The following is a 16,979-nucleotide window of genomic DNA, read 5'->3' as shown; positions in this document are numbered from 1 at the left end:
ACGGCTCCGCCATGATTCACCAGTGTTTCACCTATCCTTGTGTCAGCTTCATCCTTTGGTTTAGAAAAGGCTCAGCTGACGTCTTGGGGCATGTCTATGCCCATCTAGGGGCACCTCCTTCTCAACTAGATCCCCCGGAATCTCTGAGAAGAAAGGAGATATGAAAGTCTCTTTCAGCTCGCCAAATCTTTGACGCTTTTTCGCCCTCAGGAGTATCAATTCCTCCCTCGCCCGGGTCATGGCTACATAAAAGAGACGTCGTTCCTCTTCTAAAGCTTCCTCGCACATTCCTCCCCCGGCATGATCCCCCGGCCTGATGAGAGGAATCATGCCATCCTCGAAGCCTGCCACAAATACCACCGGAAATTCGAGCCCTTTGGAAGCATGGATGGTCATGAGGGTCACCGATTCCGGCATCATGTTGATCTTGAAAGGCCGCTCGAGATCCCCTTCCTCACCCATGCAGATGCTCGCCACTAGTGTATGGAGAGAGGAATGGCGCGCCGCAAGACAAGCCAGGCGCTCTACATCTTGGTCCTGATCATGCCTGACTTCATCAGCAAGCTGCAATATAAGGTCGTGAGGAGCGAGGGAGCGAGAAAGCTCCTGGTATCTGGCCGCCATGCGCCTAAGAGCATCGACTTCCGGCCGCTCAGCTCCCGAAGGCGCCGGCATGGATCCGGATGACACCCCATATACCCCACTCCGCAATGATCTGGCATATTCCTGTGGCGTTTCATCCCCTGAGCACGAATCATTGAGAGAGGGCCACAATTTTAGGCACCTAGCTATGTGAAATTCATCATCAGGGTCTATGACGCATCTCAGAAAGGAAAGCATCCAGCGGATTATATCGGAATTCAGATAATCTTCTCTTCCCACCACGCGAAATGGAATTCCTTGCTGCAAAAGGCATCTTTCCAAGACACTCATCTGGCCGTTGGTCCGCGCCAGTATAGCAAAATCCGAAAAACTCCTTTCTACCTTAGGATCAGATGGATTCTTCCGCGATCTGCCAAGAGAGCCGCCTTGCCCATGAGCCTCCAGCATGGTAGTCCCGCCAACGGCTGCTGATATCGCTCGGGCTACTGCAATTCCCTCTGCCACTTCGCCAGGCAATTCAAGATACCTGATATTGGGCCCATCATTCCTTGTAGATAGAAGACTCTCAATTGCATGGTCCTGATTATGCTTTATCACCGCAGATGCGGCTCTTAGAATTTGCGGCGTTGAGCGGTAATTTACATCGAGCCTGATCTTTTTGACCCCGTGGAAATCCTCCTCCAGCTTTCCAAAGAAACGATGATCGGCGCCACGAAAACCGTAGATGGCCTGGTCCGGATCGCCGATCACAAATAGGTTTACGCCAGCCCCAGCCCACTTTTTGATGAGTTCGTATTGAACAGCATTCACATCCTGAAACTCATCAACCAGGAGATGCTGAAATCTGGCCATAAGTCTCGCGGGCAATGGATCCTGAGAGATGGTATGAAGCACACGGATCAGGATGTCATCATAATCAAGAGCATGATAATATTCGAGCCGCTCATGGTAAGCCTGTAGTATCTCAAAGGATGAGTCATCCGGACATAACTCGCGGAGTTGCTGAATTTCTGGGGTGATCCAGCGTCCCTTAAGACGCGATATATTCCTCTGAATCTCGCGCAGCTGTCGTCCCCCGGCCTTCCCGTCTCCACTCGTAAAAGCTGACATCAGATCACCTGGATCCCGCGAAGTAGATCTCAGTGCCTCGGCCAGTAGCATACGGGAATCCTCTTCGTCCAGAACACGGAGATCTGCCATCCCCAGATTTCTCAAGATATCGAGGCAAATGCTGTGAAACGTCCCGCAATTGACCCGCCCGGCGATCTCGGGATCATTCAACAAAGAGTTTAAACGGGCTCTCATTTCCTCTGCCGCTTTATTGGTAAAGGTTACGGCTGTGATATTCTCCGGCGCTATCCCCCGTTTGTTGATGAGATATGCGATGCGGTGCGTCAAGGTCATTGTCTTGCCGGTGCCTGGTCCTGCTATGACGACTACTGGCCCGTTTTCACACGTTACAGCCTCGATCTGCCTGTCGTTCAACCCCTCCTGCAAATTATCCGTCCCTTGTTCCCTGCCACTCAACCTTTGCCTCGATTGCTCTCGGGATAAGGCCGGCCCGTTTGAAATGACAGCAGATTTATCCTTCTGGATCCTGTTGTAATCTAAGGGCGCGCCTTCCTGAAGTTCATTCTTCGGAAGGCCATTCCCCCGGTCCCGCCGCGGCCTTGCCTCTCCCCCCTTTATCTCGAATAGCGCAGATTGTCCCTTCAGAACCCCACGCTCCTCATCCTTTATAACCCGGATGACGCCATATTCGCCATCAAAGCCTGGCTCTATATCAACATTGCCAGCCCTTACCCTGCGAACGGCCTCTGCCAGCAACGGGCCCGCGACAGATGCTATTTCCTCCACAGGGGCATCCATTAAGACAGAGATCTCGGGTCCTATCCTCGACAAAACATCGAAATACTGCTTGTCTACCAGCTTGGACCCAACGCCGATACCGAGACTAGATGCAATGAGTTCTTCCAAAGGAATGAGCCGGTGATAAGGCCTGCCTGCCGGGGGGACGATGCCTTCCTCGCGGTCAGCAAGCTGCCAGACCCTATTGAGAACGCCTATGGTGACCTTTCGCCCACACACGGGACATATCCCATTTTGGGCCTGCGTCTCCCTAGGATGCCACCTGACATGACATTGCCTGTGACCATCATAATGGTACCGGCCTTCCTCGGGGAAGAATTCTACCGTACCCACAAAATGGTTAGAGTCCTGCTCTGCATCTTTCGAATCTTCCCTTTTTGAATCCCCTTTTGCCCATGCGGTCTTCTTTGCGCATAATGCATCTCTCATACCTTCATAAGATAAATCCGCGTCAAAGAGATTCGCCTCTCTTGCTAAATTCTTCGGCGAATGGGCGTCAGAATTGGATACCAAGGTAAAACCATCGAGAGCCGAAGACATCCAATTCATGGGCGGATCTGACGACAACCCAGTTTCTACAGCCGCAATGTAAGGCACAAGATCCTCATAGCACTCTTCGATGGTGTCAAATCCAGAATTAGAACCAAAAAGCGAAAAGTGCGGAGTCCATATATGGGCGGGAATGAAGATGGCTTCAGGACATACCTCAAGAGTCAGCTCCAAAAGATGCCTACTATCCAGGCCCAGGATCGGACGACCATCAGAATGAATATTCCCTATCGCCTCAAGGCGGGCGCTGAGTCTATCTGCCCAATCAAGTCCTGGAAGGATTATTAGATGATGAATCTTCCGAGTCCTTCCATTCTTTTTGTAGATAGTGCTTATCTCTCCTGTGATTATGAATCTCACCAACGGGGCTGCCCCATGTCCCCTGCCGGGTGACGTCGGCATATATAGAGAATTCGAGGCGAGGTTTGCCAGAATCGGATCTTCGCGAAGGATATGGGCTTCAAGATCTGGCTTGAGGACATAGAGCCCTTCCTCCGCAGGCTCCAGCTTGTCCCTCAGCTCGCTTCGCCAGGCCGGATGGGTGAAATCCCCGGAGCCCACTACCGTAACACCTTTATATCCAGCCCATCTGAACAAATTCTCAGGGTCGCCTTCCTTGCTGGTGGCCCGTGAATATCTAGAGTGCACATGCAAATCCGCAATAAATCTCATTCCCGACTGCCTCCTGCCTTCACCAAGAGTATACCAGAAAAAAGATAAACTGATATATGGACAATTAATATCTGCAGATCGTAACAGGATCTTTCATGTAAATCCAATTTCGGGAAATATCCTGTCATGGCAGGAAAATCGTCTGTGGGCGTAGAAATAGGGGTCGAATAGTGGCGGAAATTGATGTGCCCTTACTTAATGTTGGCCAAGGGGGATACCTACATTGCCGGATGAATTCGATGAAATTGACTTATGGGATTATTGGATTGTATTGAGAAAGAGGTTCAGTCTGATCATGATCATATTCGCAGCAGCGGTAGCCGCTAGTGCCGCTATCAGCTTTTTTGTGCTGCCGCCGGTGTTTGAGGCGTCAACATCCATAATGGTGCAGGACCAAGGCGGCGAGGGAACCCCCGCATGGTCCCTGGATACCTATCTCAATATTTTGAATGGGGTGGCTCTACGAAGGGCCATCATCGACGATCTCAAACTTGACATATCAGAGGAAGAGCTGAAGGCCTCAGCCTCGGCCACCTTGATAAAGGATACCAACATCCTCAGGCTGTCAGTCAAGAGAGAATCTGCTGAAGAGGCCAGCAAAATCGCAAATGCCTGGGCGCGCCTTTTCGTGACAAGGGTCAATGCCTTGAAGCTCCACGACCTCTCCGGGGCAATCCGTCTGAAGGAGGCAGCTCTCGATACGGCTACCGCCGAGATCTCGAAACAAAAGCCCACTATTGAATTGAAGCGCGCTCTAGTGGATGAGCCCCTGGCCTATGAGGCGGCAAAGAGCGCCACAGGGCGCGGAATACATGGCTTATCCTCGATCCAGATCAAGTCGGAAGAGCCAAACCCTGTATACCAAGACCTATTGAGCAGAATCAACAACTACAGGCTTGAACTCCACGACATGCAGGCCAGAGCCGATCTCTTAAAAGCTGATTCCCAGATGTTTGTGCGGGTGTTGTCAGTAGCCAGGCCCCCCGAGAAGCCTGTGGCCCCTAGAAAATTGCTGAATATCGCTGTGGCAGGCATGCTGGGATTGATGATCGGGATCTTTCTGGCCTTCGCCATGGAGGCGCTGGAGACCGGAGCAAAGCGACATGCCACGGCACAATAGATTCATGCATACCTGACGCCATCCCCTAGGTCCTGACACTCTCCTGGGTTCAGGTCTGCCTGACTATCTAGCATGGGAATTTCTTAGCTGACCGCCAGATGTGTTACGCACGCCCGCGATCCGCACCATGGCCAGCCTGACCTACGCAATCCTGTGGCCCCGGCGTTCGACCGCCACCATTCTGGCTATATTGTCATCGCAGGCGAACTCGCTTTCTCCTACCCGGAAGACGCACGCCGGGAGCCTCTGTATCAGAGTGACCATCGCCCCAGGGAGAAGCCCCATCGCCGCAAGTTTTCGCAGATGCTTTTCATCATTGGTTCGAATCTCTATTACCATGGCTTCTTCACCAGGCCGCATCTGGCAAAGGGTCGCTTTCATGTGAAAGTCACTCCCAAAAAAATCAGTATGTTATTCACCAAAAAGCCACATATAAAAGCCAGAGCGAATACCGCCGCGGAAATCGCCATAGCCACCTTGAATCCACGTTCCTTTATCATGATGGAGAACTGCGCTACACAAGGAATGAACAGGGTCAGAGTGATGGCCGCGACTACGAGCTGCCGCGGCGTAAGAAGTCCCCCCTGGTCAAGATCGAATAGACCAGCGGCTCCATAATCACGCCTGAAGAATCCAAACAAGAAAGCGGTGGCTGCCTGGGGCGGGAGCCCTATACCCCGCATCAAAGGTTCTAGAGCATGTATCGCCATATCGAAGACCCCCGTAAGCTTCCCGGCCCATATCAGGACGCTGGCCAAGACGAAGATGGGTATTACCTCAAAAAAGTACCATTTCATCCGGGCAAAGGTCTTCTTCAGGATGTTTCCCATATGAGGAATCCTGAGAGGCGGCAGTTCCATGTAGAATTCAGGCGCGCTGCCAGGCAGCATCCTTGAAAGGAGCCATCCACTTAGTCCGAAAGCGCTGATGGTAAATACCAGCCATACTAGAAGCGCCCCCGGATGATGAGCAAGCAGCCCCATGATCACCCCCAATTGAGCTGAACAGGGAATCGCAAGGGCCATGAGAAAAGTCGCGATTATTCTCTCTCGTTCGGTCTCTAGAGTCCTGGTGACAATGGTAGCCATCGTATCGCATCCCAAACCCAGGGTGAGCGGCACTATAGCCCTTCCACTGAGCCCCACCATCTTTAACACCCGGTCGGATAGCATCGCCAGCCGTGGGAGATAGCCGGAATCCTCAATGATGGAAAAGGCCAGGAAAAAGGTGCCCACGATGGGAAGAACAATGGCTATGGCATATCGTAATCCCAGGGTCACGACTCCATAATCACCGGCTATCAAAAGACGCATTGATTCAAATGGAATGTATGCATGAACGAAATCCTCAACCCACGGGTTTATCACATGCCCAAATACCCGATCCTCGATGAAATCCACCAGTGTGCCGGCTCCAAACTGACCCACGAATTTATAGAACACAAGGTACATCACGATAATGAGGAACGGCACGCCAGTGATGGGATTTATGGTGATCCTGCTCAAATAAGCCGCAAGCCGATCTCGTCTCACTCTGGATCCCGAGATGATCCCCCTCAAAATGCGGTTGACCTCGGCCTGCCGTCTAAGGGTAATGGAATATCCAACAAGCTGGCCGGATCTCTCCTGATAGCTAGATGCAAGATTTCCTGCTAGATTCCCGAGATCAGCCCCCTGAGGCTCAAGCTTACGGATCATGGAAATCGCCCACGGATCCTGTTGGATGGCCAGCAGGCCCATCATCCTCCTTGATACCGGGTAGGCTGCTTGCAGCCTTGATGTGAGTTCTTCGAGCATCCGCTCTATTTCCCTGGTGTAGGTCACAATTCTGGCGCCATCGCCGGGCCGGGACTCGGGATTAGCATGAGCCATAGCACCACCCTGGGCACGGGAATCAGCCCTTTCTACATATCCCAGCTGTGCCGCTATAACATTCCTCAGTCTGTCGATCCCTGCCCCAGTTATCGAGGCTGTTCCAACAACGGGGATCCCGAGCCTTCTCTGAAGCTCATCCATATCCAGATTCAGGCCAGCCCTCTCGGCCTCGTCCATCATGTTGATCACCAGCATTACGGGGAGACCTGCCTCTATCAACTGGAAGGTGAAATTGAGCATCCTCGAGATGTTTCTGGCATCTACAACATGAAGAACTAGATCGAGCCCGCCTGAGATCAGCACATCCCGCGTCACTCTCTCTTCGTCGGTTATGGGCACAAATGAATAGGCTCCTGGAGTATCGATGACCTCTATCATATATCCATCGATACGTGCATGCCCCCTTGACACCTCAACCGTGGTTCCAGGGTAATTTGAGACCGTGGCATATAGCCCCGTAAGGTGATTGAAGATCATACTTTTCCCAACATTGGGGCTGCCCACCAGAGCGATCCTATACGCTTTCCTCGACCCATCGCCCTGTTGCGAGAAAGCCCCGTGACGGTGGCGCCAGCGCCAACGTCCGCCACGCCCTGATTTGGTGACTGAATCAGGGCGAGTGCCTATCCTGATGTCCCTGGTCCCAATCCCTCCGGTCATATGCCTTCCCTCTCCGTCTGGCAAGTTCGGCGATTACGCGGCTTTATCGGTATACATTCAACTGGCTTCCCTGCTGCAATCAGCGCAGTAACCATAGAATCTCAGGCTATGATCAGTGATAGAAAAACCCGTACGCTTCTGTATCGTATCCTCGAGATTCTCCAAAAGGTCCTGGTTAAATTCGATTATCTTGCCGCAGCCAAGGCATATCAGGTGATGGTGGAAATGCCCCGTCTCCATCTCAGAAACGAGTTCATACCTGCTGCCATTGCCTCCAAATTCCAGTTTCGCTACAATGCCGATGCGCTCCAACGCGTCTAGAGTCCGGTACACGGTCGCAAGCCCGATTCCAGGGTGCCTCTTCATAGTGCTGAGATAGATATCCTCAGCGCTTGGGTGAGTCCCCATACGCTCGACCAAGACCTCTAGGACGGCTTCACGTTCTGGTGTAACGCGGAGCGCCTTGTCAGACATGCGATCCTTAGCGCGGTCCACTTCACGCCGAAAATCTCGATTTACCATGACCTTTCCCCCAAATATATTGAGAATGATTCTCAATATCATTATGCAATAATGGAAGTCCATTTTCAAGACCCCGCGACGAAAATAAAAAACCCCGCTGCCGCCGGCTAAATGACCGACGGCGGACGGGGCCTATACCAAAATAAATCTTTCTACAGTTTCTTCCTTGCCATTCTCTGAGTCCCACCAGCTTTAGGCTTAAATGTCCTGCAACATGTCTCTTCAGACGTGGATGCCTTTATCTCACCAATCTCCCCTATTTCCATGCGTCCCCCCGTACCAACCGGGGAGTTATGCTGGACATGGATGGCTTCTGCATTACAGACATCGCCCGAGCCCCAATATTCACACGTATCAACCGAGCATCTTACATCCGGCTTTGGTTTGGCCATACTCTTATCACCTCCAGAGTAAAGCCTGACCCACAATGCCGAACTTTATTCCGGATATTCATGCCCCCTTGTTGCCATAGCAGGCAGGAGGCAGATTGACCTCTACCATGGGTATTATCGACATGCCCGGATCAGGTTTGCCACCGTAATCTTCAAGCCCAGAATCTTCCTCCGCATTCTGATCATCGGCCCCCTGCAGGGCAGGGACTCGAAGAGCCGTGTCAAGGACCTGATCCATGTGCCGCACCTTGATGAACTCCATCTCTTGTCTGACATTCTCAGGAATTTCCTCAAGGTCCTTTTCATTCTCCTCCGGGAGGATCACTATTCTGATCCCGGACCTGTGTGCAGCCAGCACCTTTTCCTTTATGCCGCCAACAGGGAGCACCCTACCGCGCAGGGTTATTTCCCCTGTCATGGCGAGATCTCCGCGTACAGCCCTCAAGGATAGGGCTGAAGCAAGGGCTGTAGCGATTGAAATCCCGGCTGATGGACCATCCTTTGGTATGGCTCCCTCAGGGATGTGAATATGCACATCCGTGTCTTCATGGAAAGAAGGGCTTATGCCTAGCTCCCTGGCGCGGGATCTGACGTAGGTATACGCAGCCTGAGCAGACTCCCTCATGACCTCGCCGAGCTTGCCGGTAAGGGTGAGTTTGCCATTACCTTTCATGACAGATACTTCTATGGATAAAATGTCCCCGCCAACCTCCGTCACCGCGAGGCCGGTGGCTACGCCTATCTTATCATCTATCTCAGCAGTGCCATAATGGTATTTTGAAATCCCAAGATATTTCTCCACATCTGACTCTGTTATCTCGATATGACCGCTCCGACCCTCAACCACCTCGCGGGCCACCTTGCGCAGGATGCCCGAAATCTCCCGTTCTAGATTTCTTACCCCGGCCTCTCTCGTGTATTCCCTTATCACTTTGAGGATGCAACCATCAGTCAAGGTGGGGCCATTGTCTTCGAGACCATGCTCCTTTATCTCTTTCGGCACCAGGAAGTGCTTGGCGATCTGGAGCTTTTCATCCTCGGTGTAACCAGGGATGGTGATCATCTCCATCCTATCTAAGAGAGGTCTAGGTATCGACTGAGCTATATTTGCAGTGGTTATGAACATTACCTCGGACAGGTCGAATGGAATCTCGAGGTAATGATCCTGGAAAGCGCAGTTTTGCTCCGGATCCAGGACTTCCAGCAAGGCCGCCGCCGGATCCCCTCGAAAGTCCGAACTCATTTTATCCACTTCGTCCAGGAGCAGAACAGGATTCTTGGACCCGGCCTGCCTCATAGCCTGTATAACCTTGCCAGGCAGCGCCCCAACATAGGTCCGCCTGTGCCCACGGATCTCTGCTTCATCCCTGACCCCGCCAAGAGAGAACCTCACGAATTTCCGGCCAAGAGCTCTCGCTATGGATTTACCGAGGGACGTCTTGCCTACGCCTGGCGGCCCCACAAGGCAGAGGATAGGCCCCCGCATCTTATTCGTCAATTGCTTGACAGCCAAATATTCAAGGATTCTTTCCTTCACCTTTTCCAAACCATAATGATCCTCATCGAGGATTTGCCTTGCAGCCTTCACATCGATGGTGTCCTTGGTCCTGACAGACCACGGAAGAGCAAGGATCCAATCAAGATAGGTCCTCACAACTACAGCTTCCGCCACCATAGGAGGCATCTTCTCCAGGCGATCTAGCTCTTTCAATACCTTTTCTTCCACGTCCTTGGGCAGCTTCGCAGCCTCGATCTTATCTCGATAATCCTCAACTTCAGCGGCCCTTTCGTCCTTCTCCCCAAGCTCCTTCTGGATCGCCCTCATTTGCTCCCTGAGGTAATATTCTTTCTGGGTCTTCTCCATCTGCTTTCGCACCCGGACGTGTATCTTCCTCTCGATCTCCAGTATCTCCATTTCTTTGCTCAAGATCGTACATAATTTCTCCAGGCGGATTCTGGGTGATCCTGCTTGAAGAATTGCCTGCTTATCCTCCATCTTGAGCGGGAGATGAGAGGCTATATCATCAGCAAGCCTACCCGGTTCATCAATCCCCATGACAGACAACAGAATCTCTGGCGGAATCCTTTTGCTCAGCTTCACGTATTGCTCAAAGGAATTGATCGCCGTGCGCATCAATGCCTCAATCTCCGGTGTCTTCTCCACTTCCTCCTCGAGTCTCGCGACCCGTACCTTATAGCATGGATCATGCTGGACGTATTCCTCGATCCTGGCCCTCATAATCCCCTCTACGAGAATGCGAATCGTCCCGTCAGGCAGCTTGGCCAGCTGCTTTATCTCTGAAATCGTTCCTATCTCATAGATTTCGCTGGGCGCCGGCTCGTTGATTCGTGCCTGTTTCTGAGCCGCGAGCATGATGAGCCTTTCATTCATCATAGCGTCTTCAAGAGCGCCGACTGATCTGTCACGCCCAACTTCCAGTGGAATCGTCATATATGGGAAAACCAGGACCCCTCTAAGAGGAAGCAGTGGCAGCACATCCCTGAAGCTTGCCTCTCCCACCTGTCCGATTGCCATCTGCTTCGCACCTCCTCAGCTACCATTTGCATACAAGAAATATACAAGTATTATAACAGTCATTTCCGATACGTAAAGACGGAGAAATCTAGCTGGTCCCCGAAAGGAAAATGAGATTTTCCCTATTAATACTGTATTCTCGGCTACCGGGGTGATTCCTTCACCGAGCTTATGTTAAATAATGGATGCAATATTGAGCAGTCGAAAGGTAATTTGCGAGGTTTCCCAGTCTTAGACCTGGGCGATCTGGCCATTTCCTAATCTTCGTGTTTGAGGCATGGAAATCGGGAGAGACTTCCTGGCATACAACATCTGATTCACCAAAGCGAGGCTTACTGCCTCCTCTACCCTTTCTACGGGGATCACCTCCGCTGAATCAATTTTCCTAAATATCTCCTGCCAATTTTCTTTAGGTATGATTATCCTTTTGGCTCCAGCCTTCAGAGCGGCTTCGACCTTCGGCACGATACCCCCCACCGGCCTCACAAGCCCGCGAATCGACAGTTCACCCGTCATGGCCACCCGATTGTCAATTGGCTCATTGGTTATAGCTGAATAGATGGCAGTAGCTAGGGCGATCCCGGCAGACGGTCCATCGACCGGCACCCCTCCGGGAAAGTTGATATGAACATCATAGTCCCGGGGATCGCAGCAAAGGTATTTTCGCAGCACGGTCATGACATTATCAACAGACCCCTTCGCCGTGCTCTTCCTCTTGCTGACCCTCCCCGCCTCACCAAACTCTTCTTCATCAATAAACCCAGTGGTTATTACATTTCCGCAGCCTTTTTCTACTGGAATAGCAGTGACTTCCACCTCGAGAAGAATTCCGATATTTGCCCCCACCACAGCCAAACCATTTACATAGCCAACCTGAGGGGCATCAGGGATCTTCCTTTCTGCCCTAGGGGAGAATTGGCCAGTATTTACCACCCATTCTACGTCTGCTTGTTCTATCCGATTTCTCCCCTCTGTCAGAGCCATACCTCCGGCCAGTTGAAGGATATTCACCGCATCTCTTCCATTGGTCGCATAACGTTTGATGACTTCTACTGCCTTGGGCAAGAGATCAAATCTAGCCTTCCTGGCTGCATTCAACACTATTTTCTCGATCTCATCTGGAGTTAAACTCCTGAAGAAGACCTCAACGCAGCGCGATCGTATGGCCTGCGGGATTTCGTGAGGCATTCGGGTCGTAGCCCCTACGAGCCTGAAATCGGCAGGTAGTCCGTTTTGGAAGATATCATGAATATGAGCCGGGATGTTAGGGTCTTCAGAGTTGTAATACGCGCTCTCTAGAAAGACCTTCCGATCTTCTAGCACCTTGAGAAGCTTATTCATTTGTATCGGATGAAGTTCGCCTATCTCATCAATGAACAATATTCCACCATGCGCCTTGGTAACGGCCCCTGGCTTCGGCTGCGGAATTCCGGCGATCCCAAGGGGACCTGCGCCCTGGTAGATTGGATCATGGACCGATCCAATGAGCGGGTCGGCAATCCCCCTATCATCGAAACGCGCAGTGGTAGCATCCATTTCCACGAATTTCGCCGAATCTCGAAAGGGCGAGAGGGGATTCTTCTTTGCTTCCTCCAGGATCACCCGCGCCGCAGCCGTCTTTCCGACTCCAGGAGGTCCATATATGATCACGTGTTGGGGGTTAGGCCCGCAAAGGGCCGCGCGTAACGCCTTGATGCCTTCTTCTTGGCCCACGATCTCTGACAGTCTCGCCGGCCTGGTCATTTCAGATAAGGGTTCTGACAAGGAAATGCTTCTGAGATATCTGAGTCTCTCTATCTCCTTCCTCGATTCCTTTTCTATGGAAGTACGCGAAGTTTGCTGGCCGCGCAACAGATTCCAGAAATATAGCCCAATGATCACGGTAAAGAAAAAACTAACCATCCCCACCATGCTTGAGGTGAAGTCCATAGCCACAAACCCCCCGAACCCAAGTCTCTAACCTAGTATGTCCACTGAGGGAATGGTTTATGGCGTGGTAAAGGGATGGTCATGTTCAAATCCAGTTTCGGCGGCCCTCCCGGCGTCACCATAGCCGGGCCCATCCGGCGCCTTCAGGGAATCAGGCAGTCTCTTCTTTCTTGCGAGCGCCTTTCTTCTCTGCCAGCACAAGAGTCGGTTCGGCAAGGCCTTCGACTACTTCCCGAGTTACCACACATTTCTTGACATCACTACGAGAAGGAACCTCATACATGACATTCAACATGATCTTTTCGATTATGGAACGCAACCCGCGAGCCCCGGTCTGGCGCTTTATCGCCTTCTTGGCGATGGCTATAAGAGCGTCCTGAGTAAATTCGAGCTCGACGCCATCCATCTCGAAGATCCTCTTGTATTGCTTGACAAGCGCATTCTTAGGCACCGTGAGGATCTTGACCAGAGCCTCCTCATCCAGCGCATCGAGGGGCACCACTATCGGAAGCCTTCCTATGAACTCCGGGATAAGTCCAAACTTTAGAAGATCTTCTGGCAGAACCTGCCTCAAGATATCCCCGACCTTCAGGTCGATCTTGGGTTTTACCTCGGCCCCAAAGCCTATGGCCATCTTGCCGGTGCGATTCTGGATTATCTTCTCGAGACCCTCAAAGGCTCCGCCACATATGAACAATATGTTAGTGGTATCGATCTGAATGAATTCCTGATGAGGGTGCTTGCGCCCTCCCTGGGGTGGGACACTTGCGATGGTGCCCTCCAGGATCTTCAGCAACGCCTGCTGCACGCCCTCCCCGGAGACATCCCGCGTAATAGAGGGATTCTCGGACTTTCGTGCGATTTTGTCTACCTCATCTATATAGACAATGCCCTTTTCAGCCTTCTCCACATCATAATCCGCGGCCTGTATGAGCTTGAGGAGAATATTCTCTACATCCTCGCCGACGTAACCCGCCTCAGTCAAAGATGTCGCATCCGCAATGGCAAATGGTACATTTAGAATCTTGGCCAGAGTTTGAGCCAGTAAGGTCTTGCCGACGCCCGTAGGCCCCAGGAGGAGGATGTTGCTCTTCTGGAGCTCAACGTCATCCATTCTTACGCCGGAATTTATCCGCTTGTAATGGTTGTATACGGCGACAGATAGAGTTCGCTTTGCCTCTTCCTGCCCTATGACATATTGATCCAGGATATCCTTGATTTCCTTAGGCTTGGGGATGTTTCCCAGTTCAACGTCAACTTCCTCGCCTAGCTCTTCTGCGATAATCTCATTGCATAGCTCGATACATTCATCACAAATATAGACGCCAGGACCTGCTATGAGTTTCTTGACCTGATCTTGGACTTTGCCGCAGAAGGAGCATTTTAATTGGCCCTTGTCGTCGCTGAACTTAAACATGGAATCACCCCTCTACTACTTCTTCTTTCCACGGAAGATCTCATCTACTATGCCGTATTCCTTTGCCTCCTCCGCCGACATGAAGAAATCCCTTTCAGTATCTCGGGCAACTTTTTCCACTGGCTGCCCTGTATGTTTCGCGAGGATGCTATGGGCAATCTCCTTGATCCGCTTGATTTCTCGCGCATGGATTTCTATATCGGTAGCGGGGCCCTGAGTCCCGCCAGCAGGCTGGTGGATCATTATCCGTGAATAAGGAAGCGCATAACGCTTGCCCTTGGCGCCAGCTGCGAGCAAAATAGCTCCCATACTAGCGGCCATCCCGATGCAGGTAGTAGCTACATCAGGCTTTATGTACTGCATTGTATCATATATAGCCAGCCCCGCCGTCACAGACCCTCCCGGACTGTTGATATAGAGGTTTATATCCTTCTCAGGATCCTCTCCCTGTAAGAATAAGAGTTGGGCGATCACCACATTGGCCAAGTCATCTGTAATGGGTCCGCCAACAAAGACAATTCTGTCCTTAAGTAAACGAGAGTAGATATCGTATGCACGTTCACCCCGCCCTGTTTGCTCAACCACTATAGGGATAAGACTCATCACTCGCCCTCCTCAGCTCTTCCCCTAATCTTAATTATACGCCTAATCTGTCTGGAAAGCATCCCGGGAAAACCAGGATTTCAGACCGTACACAGCTCTATCAGCCTGTTGATCGTCTTTCGTCTCTCTATTGAACGCCTTATGGAACTTACTCCCTCTTCCCCAAGGATATTTCTGAGTTCTGAAGGTTCTCTCCTGGCGCTCCTGGCCAATTGCTGCATTTCGTCATTTACTTCGTCGTCGGTTGCCTCGATTCCTTCTGCCTTGGCTATGGCATCTAGTACTAGATCCACCTTGACCTCTTCTGTCGCGGCCTCCTTGAAACGTTCGCGGATTGCCTCCAGGTTGGTAGAAGTGGCTTCAAGGTAAGATTCCAATGTCATTCCTTGCATCTCCAGGCTTTGCCTCATCTCGTCGATCATGGCATCGATGCGACGGTTCGCCAGAACATCGGGCACGTCGACCTTAGCGATTTCCGTCACCTTTTTCAATATCTCAGATCTCATTTCATTTGTCGCCCGATCAGAAGCTATCTTTTCCAGTCTTGACCTAATCTCGTTTTTAAATTCATCTACTGACGAGGCTCCAGAAACTTCCTTGACGAACTCATCATTCAACTCAGGTAGAACCTTTTGCATAATCTCCTTGACAGTGACTTCATACGAAATGGTCTTGTCTGCATATTTTGGATTTCCGGTCTTACTTCCTTCTACCTGTATTGTTTTCGTCTCTCCCGCGCCCATGCCTGGTAGCACTTCCTCAAAACCGATCAGGGAACCAGACTTGCCAGCCTCCACCAGAAGATGCCTCCTGGTAAGATCATCTACTTCCGTGCCGTCCACATATGCTACGGCATCCACCACTGCATAGTCTCCCTCCTGCAGGGCGTCTCTATCTATCTTCTCAAATTTAGCGCGCTGTTCACGGAGCGACTGAATGGCTAAATCAACATCCTCGTCCTTGATCTCAGGCGGGACCTTCTTTTCCACCTTGACGGACTTATAATCCCCCGGGTCCACCTCTGGCATCACCTGCACAGTGGCGGTGAACTTGTAGGGACCCCCCTCCTCAAGCTGGGTTACATCGATCTTCGGACTGTCAATAGGTCGGAGATCACTCTCAGCCACTGCCTTTTGATAAGAGCTGGGAACGAGGATCTCCACCGCTTCCTGGTGAATGGCCTCTTTACCTAACCGCAACTCCAGGATCTTGCGCGGGACCCGCCCTTTGCGGAAGCCATTGATCTTCACGTTCTTGGATATACGCTTGTAAGCTTCCTCAAGAGCCCTGGCTACCTCATCTTCTGGCACCTCGATCTCGAGCTTGACGATATTTCCTTCTAGTTTTTCCACGCTTGTTTTCAATTATCCCACCTCTTCCAAGACTCAAGGCAAAACCGCATGTATTGCACAGGCTTTCTGCGTTTCATGTCTGGCGTCATGGAAATCACAAAATGGCCTATTTCCACGCAAAATCCGGCATTATCATGACTGCAAGCTATTTTAGCATATCGGTCAAGAGGTGTAAAGCCAGCACCCAACGAACGACAATCTTACATATATAGCCATGTATATTCAAGCCTCGCTCTCATTCTTCACCAGATCTCGTCAACTAATACGATATTTTGAAGACGAGAGATCCAACCCATTGCTTTAAAAATTTTGATGTATATATTGACAATATTAATATCATGGTTTATTATTTTAACTGACGATAAACCTTCCTACATTTACAAGCGACGAAAAACCATAGCTCGATTGCGCCAGCAAGAACACAGGCCACATATCTTGGGGCGGGAATGTATATCACGAGACAGAGCGCGGAAAGGTTGGTGGGGAAAAACATGAGACGGAAGCAGATAGGGCAATGTCCTGTGTGTGGAGGAAATCTAGATGTGACAAAATTACATTGCCCGAGTTGTGACACATCAATTGAGGGTAACTTCGAGACCTGTAAGTTTTGTCAACTGCCGAATGATCAGCGAGACTTTGTGGAGACGTTCATAAGATGTAGGGGAAATATCAAAGAGGTTGAGAGAGAACTTGGCATCTCATATCCCACAGTGAGAAGCCGCCTTGACGCGGTCATCCAGGCGCTTGGTTATCCTGTAGAGAGCAGAGAGGGTGAGGAAACTGTTGCCTCGAGACGCAGGGAAATCCTTGAGGCGCTCAACAAAGGCGAGATTTCGACTGAAGAGGCTATAAAGGCTCTCAGACAACAGAGGGGGTAATCC

12 protein-coding genes are annotated in these 16,979 nt (G+C 51.1%); 2 read left to right on the top strand and 10 right to left on the bottom strand.

Features of this window, described 5'->3' with window-relative positions; genetic code table 11:
- Positions 1-60 precede the first annotated feature (60 nt).
- Positions 61-3,693, bottom strand: coding sequence for a UvrD-helicase domain-containing protein (locus HPY52_01205; protein ID NPV78883.1), 3,633 nt, complete (start codon positions 3,691-3,693; stop codon positions 61-63).
- A 223-nt stretch (positions 3,694-3,916) separates the two neighbouring features.
- On the opposite strand from HPY52_01205, the gene HPY52_01200 reads away from it, so the two are divergent.
- Positions 3,917-4,813, top strand: a complete 897-nt coding sequence (locus tag HPY52_01200; protein NPV78882.1) for a hypothetical protein — start codon at positions 3,917-3,919, stop codon at positions 4,811-4,813.
- Between the two features lie 141 nt (positions 4,814-4,954).
- Here HPY52_01200 and HPY52_01195 read toward each other — a convergent pair whose 3' ends face one another.
- The 9 genes from HPY52_01195 to tig form a co-directional block, all read right to left on the bottom strand.
- Positions 4,955-5,194 (bottom strand): ferrous iron transport protein A, encoded by a 240-nt coding sequence (locus HPY52_01195; protein ID NPV78881.1) that lies wholly within the window; start codon positions 5,192-5,194, stop codon positions 4,955-4,957.
- Entirely contained in the window at positions 5,191-7,347 is a 2,157-nt protein-coding gene (gene feoB, locus HPY52_01190) for a ferrous iron transport protein B (protein NPV78880.1), read from the bottom strand. Before feoB ends, HPY52_01195 begins: the two co-directional genes overlap by 4 nt.
- Before the next feature lie 57 nt (positions 7,348-7,404).
- The gene (locus HPY52_01185) at positions 7,405-7,869 is read right to left on the bottom strand and encodes a transcriptional repressor (GenBank protein ID NPV78879.1); all 465 of its coding nucleotides are present in this window, start codon (positions 7,867-7,869) and stop codon (positions 7,405-7,407) included.
- A 152-nt stretch (positions 7,870-8,021) separates the two neighbouring features.
- On the bottom strand, positions 8,022-8,261 hold the full coding sequence (locus HPY52_01180; GenBank protein ID NPV78878.1) for a DUF1540 domain-containing protein: 240 nt from the start codon (positions 8,259-8,261) through the stop codon (positions 8,022-8,024).
- Between the two features lie 58 nt (positions 8,262-8,319).
- Complete coding sequence (gene lon, locus HPY52_01175) at positions 8,320-10,797, bottom strand: endopeptidase La (GenBank protein NPV78877.1); 2,478 nt, start codon at positions 10,795-10,797, stop codon at positions 8,320-8,322.
- 231 nt (positions 10,798-11,028) lie between these two features.
- Positions 11,029-12,726 (bottom strand): ATP-dependent protease LonB, encoded by a 1,698-nt coding sequence (gene lonB, locus HPY52_01170; protein ID NPV78876.1) that lies wholly within the window; start codon positions 12,724-12,726, stop codon positions 11,029-11,031.
- A 151-nt stretch (positions 12,727-12,877) separates the two neighbouring features.
- Entirely contained in the window at positions 12,878-14,143 is a 1,266-nt protein-coding gene (gene clpX / locus HPY52_01165; protein NPV78875.1) for an ATP-dependent Clp protease ATP-binding subunit ClpX, read from the bottom strand.
- A 15-nt stretch (positions 14,144-14,158) separates the two neighbouring features.
- Positions 14,159-14,746 carry an ATP-dependent Clp endopeptidase proteolytic subunit ClpP gene (clpP, locus tag HPY52_01160; protein NPV78874.1) on the bottom strand — a complete coding sequence of 196 codons (588 nt, stop codon included), beginning with the start codon at positions 14,744-14,746 and terminating at the stop codon, positions 14,159-14,161.
- 80 nt (positions 14,747-14,826) lie between these two features.
- On the bottom strand, positions 14,827-16,110 hold the full coding sequence (tig, locus tag HPY52_01155; protein ID NPV78873.1) for a trigger factor: 1,284 nt from the start codon (positions 16,108-16,110) through the stop codon (positions 14,827-14,829).
- Positions 16,111-16,589: 479 nt separating this feature from the next.
- Here tig and HPY52_01150 point away from each other — a divergent pair, with 479 nt between their 5' ends.
- Positions 16,590-16,976: a DUF2089 domain-containing protein gene (locus HPY52_01150; protein ID NPV78872.1), complete on the top strand. Its 387-nt coding sequence runs from the start codon at positions 16,590-16,592 to the stop codon at positions 16,974-16,976.
- The last annotated feature ends 3 nt before the right edge of the window (positions 16,977-16,979 follow it).

The sequence above is a fragment of the Bacillota bacterium genome (assembly GCA_013178415.1).
Classification (GTDB): domain Bacteria; phylum Bacillota; class SHA-98; order Ch115; family Ch115; genus Ch115.
The sequence above is the reverse complement of the archived record's forward strand: the minus strand, read 5'-3'. Positions and strand labels throughout refer to the sequence as shown.

Bases quoted from the DNA above. Each gene is read 5' to 3' on its own strand.
- HPY52_01205 (NPV78883.1), bottom strand. From the start codon at position 3,693: ATGAGATTTATTGCGGATTTGCATGTGCACTCTAGATATTCACGGGCC.
- HPY52_01195 (NPV78881.1), bottom strand. From the start codon at position 5,194: ATGAAAGCGACCCTTTGCCAGATGCGGCCTGGTGAAGAAGCCATGGTA.
- feoB (NPV78880.1), bottom strand. From the start codon at position 7,347: ATGACCGGAGGGATTGGGACCAGGGACATCAGGATAGGCACTCGCCCT.
- HPY52_01185 (NPV78879.1), bottom strand. From the start codon at position 7,869: ATGGTAAATCGAGATTTTCGGCGTGAAGTGGACCGCGCTAAGGATCGC.
- HPY52_01180 (NPV78878.1), bottom strand. From the start codon at position 8,261: ATGGCCAAACCAAAGCCGGATGTAAGATGCTCGGTTGATACGTGTGAA.
- lon (NPV78877.1), bottom strand. From the start codon at position 10,797: ATGGCAATCGGACAGGTGGGAGAGGCAAGCTTCAGGGATGTGCTGCCA.
- lonB (NPV78876.1), bottom strand. From the start codon at position 12,726: ATGGACTTCACCTCAAGCATGGTGGGGATGGTTAGTTTTTTCTTTACC.
- clpX (NPV78875.1), bottom strand. From the start codon at position 14,143: ATGTTTAAGTTCAGCGACGACAAGGGCCAATTAAAATGCTCCTTCTGC.
- clpP (NPV78874.1), bottom strand. From the start codon at position 14,746: ATGAGTCTTATCCCTATAGTGGTTGAGCAAACAGGGCGGGGTGAACGT.
- HPY52_01150 (NPV78872.1), top strand. From the start codon at position 16,590: ATGAGACGGAAGCAGATAGGGCAATGTCCTGTGTGTGGAGGAAATCTA.